Here is a 5419-nt window from a genome sequence, read left to right as displayed (position 1 = left end):
CGCGCTGGCCCAGGGGTGCGCCCCGCGCGTGGCCCCAGGCGTGCCCGCCCCTGCGGAACAGGCCGACGCCGCCTGGCATGCCTACCGCAGTTGGGCACAGACCAACGACGCGGGTGCAGGCCCCTTCCGGGTCAACGCCAGCCTGCGCTACAAGACCGGCGAACACGATGGCAACCGCGTGGTGGCCCTTTTGTGGTCCAACGGCGATGTGCCGCTACGTCTGGACATCATGGCGGGCATCGGGGCCACCGTGGCCCGCATCCGCGAGGACGACACCACCTTTCTTGCCTATGCCCCCAACGAGAACCGCGCCTACTACCATAACGGCGACCTGAACCAGGGCGGGCGCGCCCTGCTTTCGTTCGGCGTACCGGTGCCCTTTTCCGTGCCGGACCTGGCCAACCTGCTGAATGGCCGGTTCGCCCGGGTCTTCGACGATGCCCGCACGGACGCACGGCTTGTGGCCGACGGGGGAATCGCCTACACTCTGCCGCGCGGCAGGGTTCGCGGAATGCTTGAACTTTCTCCCGAAGGACTGCCCCGCCACTGGACGGATACCCTGCCCGGTGAAAAGCAGGCCGGATGGGACATGCGCATCGACTACGACGAGGCCGTGCCCCCCCTGCCCCGCAAGATCACCATCACCCACGCCAAAGGGTATTCCGCCATCCTGCTGGTGAAGGAACGCGAACGACCGGAGGCCTTCACCGGCGAACAACTGGGGCTTGAACTGCCCGAAGGCACCGAGGTTCTGCCGTTGCGTGAAGGCGCGCGGCGCTAGGGGGCCATCCCTCACCGGGCCGTTTTGGGCAGCGGCGGAGTGCGCGCATCACCGACCGTTCCGACCAGCCCGACAGGCGGACTGACAAGACGGGCTGAGCGGCCCGACTATTCAGCTGGCCCGGCTTTCCAACCCGCCCGACCATTCCACCAACGGGCATGCCACGCAGCACAACAACGCGACGGAGACGTTCATGACCGCGCCCGATTCCCAGACCTCCTTCTCTCTTTCGGCCGTGCTCTCCAACCTCAAGGTGGGGCTGTGCGTGCTGCGCGGCGAACTGGGCCGCGTGGCTTCCGGCGTGCTGCGCGGCATGGAAGCCCGCCAGTTGCGCCGCCGCATGGACGATGAGTACGCGGCCTTGGGCCGCCGCGTAGCGGAACTGCTGGAAGCGGGTCCCCTTGATGCCGCCGGATTGGCAGATGACGCTCGCGTTCGCGTATTGATGGATGACGCTCGCGTTCGCGAACTGGCCGGACGCGCCGCCTTTCTGCGCGACGAACTGGCCCGCCATGCCGCAGGTGCCGCTACTGAACGCGAGCGCCACCTGGCCCGCATGGCCCGGTGTTGCGGCTCCAACGGCCCGAGTGGAAACTGATCCGGCTGGACCGGCTTCGGCGGGCATCCCCTTTTTGCCCGGTCACGCCGCCGTCTTGACAAGCGGCCCGCGGAACAGCACATTCCCAGCGCCAGCCGGACCCGTCCCGCATCCGGGACACACGACCGCCATCCATTTCACGGCAAACACGGTGCCCGTCACGGGCGCACACCCCATATTTCCGCCAGCACGCAGCAAGGAAACCACATGTCCGCATCCGCCCTGTCCGCACCGGTCATCATAGGCTCCGACCACGCCGGTCTCGCCCTGAAGCAGGTCATTGTCGCCCACCTCAAGGCCGCGGGCCGTCAGGTGGAAGACCTTGGCCCCCAGACCGCCGAAAGCTGCGACTATCCGCTCTACGCCGCCAAGGTGACCGAACGGGTGCTGGCCACCGGCGGCTTCGGCATTCTGGTCTGCGGCACGGGCATCGGCATGTCCATGGCCGCCAACCGCTTTCCGGGCATCCGCGCCGCGTTGTGCACCTGCGAATTCCACGCCCGCGCCACCCGCCAGCACAACGACGCCAACGTGCTGTGTCTTGGCGAACGGGTGACCGGCCCTGGCGTGGCCATGGGCCTTGTGGACCTGTTTCTGGACACCCCCTTCGAGGGTGGCCGCCACCAGCGCCGCATCGACCAGTTCGACGGGCCTGCCTGCACCGGCGGTTGCTAGGCAGGACATCGGCCTTGCAGGCCGAATGCCTGCACCACGCTTCTTCATCAGCCTGTCCACCGTGCCGGGCACCATCCGGCATACGGCGTTCATGTGCCGACGCACCACACCGCACTCTCACGGGAGCATCAATGCAACTGTACAATACCCTGACCCGCAAGAAGGAACACTTCGAGCCTGCCGTGCCCGGCAAGGTCAACATGTACGTCTGCGGCATCACCGCGTACGACCTGTGCCACATCGGACACGCCCGCTCCGCCGTGGTGTTCGACGTGCTGGTGCGCTACCTGCGCCACACCGGACTCGACGTCACCTTCGCGCGCAACTTCACCGACGTGGATGACAAGATCATCACCCGTGCCAACCAGGAAGGCCTGACCAGCCAGGAAGTGGCCGAAAAGTACATCGCCACCTTCTACGAGGACATGGACCGCCTGAACGTGCTGCGGGCGGACCTGGAACCCCGCGCCACCACCCACATCGATGAAATGATCTCGCTGTGCGTGCGGCTTATCGAGCAGGGCAAGGCCTACGCCACCCCCTCGGGCGACGTGTACTTTCGCGTGCGCGCCTTTCCCGGCTACGGCAAGCTTTCCGGTCGCGACGTGGACGACCTGCGCTCCGGCGCCCGCGTGGCCCCCGGCGAGGAAAAGGAAGACCCGCTCGATTTCGCCCTGTGGAAGGCTGCCAAGCCCGGCGAACCCTTCTGGGAAAGCCCGTGGGGCAATGGCCGCCCCGGCTGGCACATCGAGTGCTCTGCCATGAGCGAAAAGCACCTGCCCCTGCCCCTGGACATCCACGGCGGCGGGCAGGACCTGGTCTTTCCGCACCACGAGAACGAAATCGCCCAGACCGAGGCGGCCCTTGGCAAGGACTTCGTGCGCTACTGGGTGCACAACGGCTTCGTGCAGGTGAATGCCGAAAAGATGTCCAAGTCGCTCGGCAACTTCCGCACCATCCGCGACATCCTTGAAAACTACCTGCCGGAAACGCTGCGCTACTTCCTGCTGACCAAGCACTACCGCAGCCCCATCGACTTCACTTTCGAGTCCATGGACGAGGCGGAAAAGAACCTCAAGCGCATCTACGAGGCGCTGGGCCTGCTGCACGCCGAACTCGAGCGCGAAAAGTGGACCTCCGGCCCCCTGCCCAAGGACGTGACCGAGGAATTCGAAGGACTGCGCCAGGCCTTCACCGACGCCATGGAAGACGACATGAACACCGCTGCCGCCCTGGGGCACGTGTTCACCATGGTTCGCCTGGCCAACCGCATTCTGGACAACAAGGGCCAGCGCAAGACCGAGGGCGCCCGCGCCTTCTTCCGGGCCGTGCTGGACGAGGCCTCCATCTGGCATGCCGTGCTGGGCGTGTTTGGCCGCGAGCCCGCCGGGTTCCTGGCGGAACTGCGCGCCTGTCGCGTGGCCCGCAAGTCCATCGACCCGGCCAAGGTCGAAGAACTGTTGCAGGCCCGCATCAACGCCCGTGCCGACAAGGACTTTGCCCGCGCCGACGCCATCCGCGACGAAATCGCCGCCCTCGGCATAGAGGTGCGCGATACGCCTTCCGGCGCGGTGTGGGACGTGCTATAAGCCGCCCCATGACTCCCCGCATGACCACCCGCTTTCGCCATTCTTCCGCGCCCCGCACCGGCTGGCTTCGCGCCCGCCTGCGGGGCGCGCTTGCCCTGTGCCTGTGCGCGCTCATGCTGCTGGGCCAGGCCCTGCCCGCCTTTGCTCCGTCCGCCGGGGCCTTCCTTGGCGACTTCACCGTCAAGGACGAGGTGGAACTGGGCAAGAAGTTCAACGTGCTCATCAAGGCCCGCCTGCCGCTGGTGGAAGACCCGGAGGTGAAGGAGTACGTGCGGTCCATAGTCGAACGGCTGAAGGCGGTGGTGCCGCCGCAGCCTTTCGACTTCGAAACCAACGTGCTGATGCACAACGCGGTCAACGCCTTCGCCAGTCCCGGCGGATACATATTCGTGCACACCGGCCTGCTGATGGCCATGGAGCACGAAAGCGAAGTGGCCGGCGTGCTGGCCCACGAAATGGCCCACGTCACCCAGCGTCACATCGCCAGCCGCATCGAAAAGTCGCAGCGCATCACCCTGCTCAGCCTGGCCGGGGCGCTGGCCGGGGCCTTCATGGGCGGGGGAAGCAGCAAGGGCGCGGCCATGGCCGGGTCGCTGGCGGCAGGGCAGACGGCCATGCTCAACTACAGCCGCATCGACGAAGCGGATGCGGACCAGGCGGGCATGCAGTACCTGGTGGCCGCCGGGTTCCGCCCGGACGGCATGGCCGGGGCCTTCGAAAAACTGCGCAGGCAGAACTGGTCCACCGGCACGGACGTTCCCGCGTATCTCAGCACCCACCCCAACATCACGGAGCGCATCAGCGAAGTGCGCCTGCGCGTGGAGCAGCAGCCCGCAAGCGTGCGCAACCGGCAGGACGACGACGAGCGGTTCCGCCGGGTGCAACTGCTGGTGCGCGCCCGCTACGCAGACGCCACCATCGCCCTGCGTACCTTCGAACAGGCCAAGCCCACCGACTGCATGTCCCAGTTGGGGCTGGCCATCCTGTATTCGCGCCTGAACCGGATTGGCGAGGCCACGGCGGCCTTCGACCGGGCGCTGGCCTGCAACCCCAAGGACCAGTTGGTCTGGCGCGAGGCCGGGCGGTTCCATTACACCAAGGGCGACCGCAACCGCGCCGCGCAGATGCTGCAACGCGCCGTGCTGATGAATTCGCGCGACTACATGGCCCTGTTCTTCTACGCGCGGCTGCTTTTCGATGCCGGGCAGCGTAACGAGGCCTATACCTACTACAAGGAAGTGCTGCGCCACCTGCCTGAGGATTCCGAAGTGCACGACTACTACGGACGCGCCTTGGGCATGGATGGGCAGGTCTTCAAGGGCTACCTGCACCTTGCCTACAGCGCGCTGTACGCCAACGAGAAGGAAAAGGTGGAGCAACTGCGCGACAAGGCGCGAGCGGTCATTCGCACGCCGGAAGACCAGACGGAACTGGAACGCTTCGACACCCGGTATCAGGAGCGCAAGGCGGTCTGGTAGACCTGACCGGCCTTTGTGGTACGGCGCGCGCCGTGCACAGATGCTGTGCGGGGCAGCGCGCCCCGACGGTTCACTGCCCTTCCCTCGGAATGTTCTCGCAACGTTTTTCAGGACGGTCCCTGTGGACGATCTGTCCCTGAGCATCCCCGCCCCTTCCGGCCATGGCCTGCTGGTGGTGTCCATCGGCGACCTTGCCGCCACGGCGACCGACGCGGTGGTCAACGCCGCCAATGCCGAACTGCGCGGGGGTGGCGGCGTGGACGGCGCCCTGCACCGCGCCGCGGGGCCGATGCTGCTG

The 5419-nt window shown here is 66.7% G+C and carries 6 protein-coding genes; all 6 read left to right on the top strand.

The window, feature by feature from the left end:
- Nucleotides 1-781, top strand: a 781-nt coding sequence (locus FVW27_RS07000) for a hypothetical protein (protein WP_167123878.1), incomplete at its 5' end; no start/stop codon positions are given.
- A 193-nt stretch (nt 782-974) separates the two neighbouring features.
- Nucleotides 975-1379 carry a hypothetical protein gene (locus FVW27_RS06995; RefSeq protein WP_167123876.1) on the top strand — a complete coding sequence of 135 codons (405 nt, stop codon included), beginning with the start codon at nt 975-977 and terminating at the stop codon, nt 1377-1379.
- Nucleotides 1380-1601: 222 nt separating this feature from the next.
- Entirely contained in the window at nt 1602-2054 is a 453-nt protein-coding gene (gene rpiB / locus FVW27_RS06990; RefSeq protein WP_167123880.1) for a ribose 5-phosphate isomerase B, read from the top strand.
- Between the two features lie 131 nt (nt 2055-2185).
- A complete protein-coding gene (gene cysS, locus FVW27_RS06985; RefSeq protein ID WP_167123874.1) occupies nt 2186-3643 on the top strand; it encodes a cysteine--tRNA ligase in 1458 nt (485 codons plus the stop codon).
- A gap of 20 nt (nt 3644-3663) precedes the next feature.
- On the top strand, nt 3664-5121 hold the full coding sequence (locus FVW27_RS06980; RefSeq protein WP_243838268.1) for a M48 family metalloprotease: 1458 nt from the start codon (nt 3664-3666) through the stop codon (nt 5119-5121).
- Nucleotides 5122-5287: 166 nt separating this feature from the next.
- Nucleotides 5288-5419 (top strand): macro domain-containing protein (locus FVW27_RS06975; protein ID WP_208294675.1); only part of this gene is annotated, 132 nt, incomplete at its 3' end.

The sequence above is a fragment of the Nitratidesulfovibrio liaohensis genome (assembly GCF_011682075.1).
Classification (GTDB): domain Bacteria; phylum Desulfobacterota; class Desulfovibrionia; order Desulfovibrionales; family Desulfovibrionaceae; genus Cupidesulfovibrio; species Cupidesulfovibrio liaohensis.
Note: the sequence above shows the minus strand (reverse complement) of the source record. Positions and strands in the feature narration are given on the sequence as shown.

Coding starts and splice junctions, on each gene's coding strand:
- FVW27_RS06980 (WP_243838268.1), top strand. CDS start 3,664: ATGACCACCCGCTTTCGCCATTCTTCCGCGCCCCGCACCGGCTGGCTT.
- FVW27_RS06995 (WP_167123876.1), top strand. CDS start 975: ATGACCGCGCCCGATTCCCAGACCTCCTTCTCTCTTTCGGCCGTGCTC.
- cysS (WP_167123874.1), top strand. CDS start 2,186: ATGCAACTGTACAATACCCTGACCCGCAAGAAGGAACACTTCGAGCCT.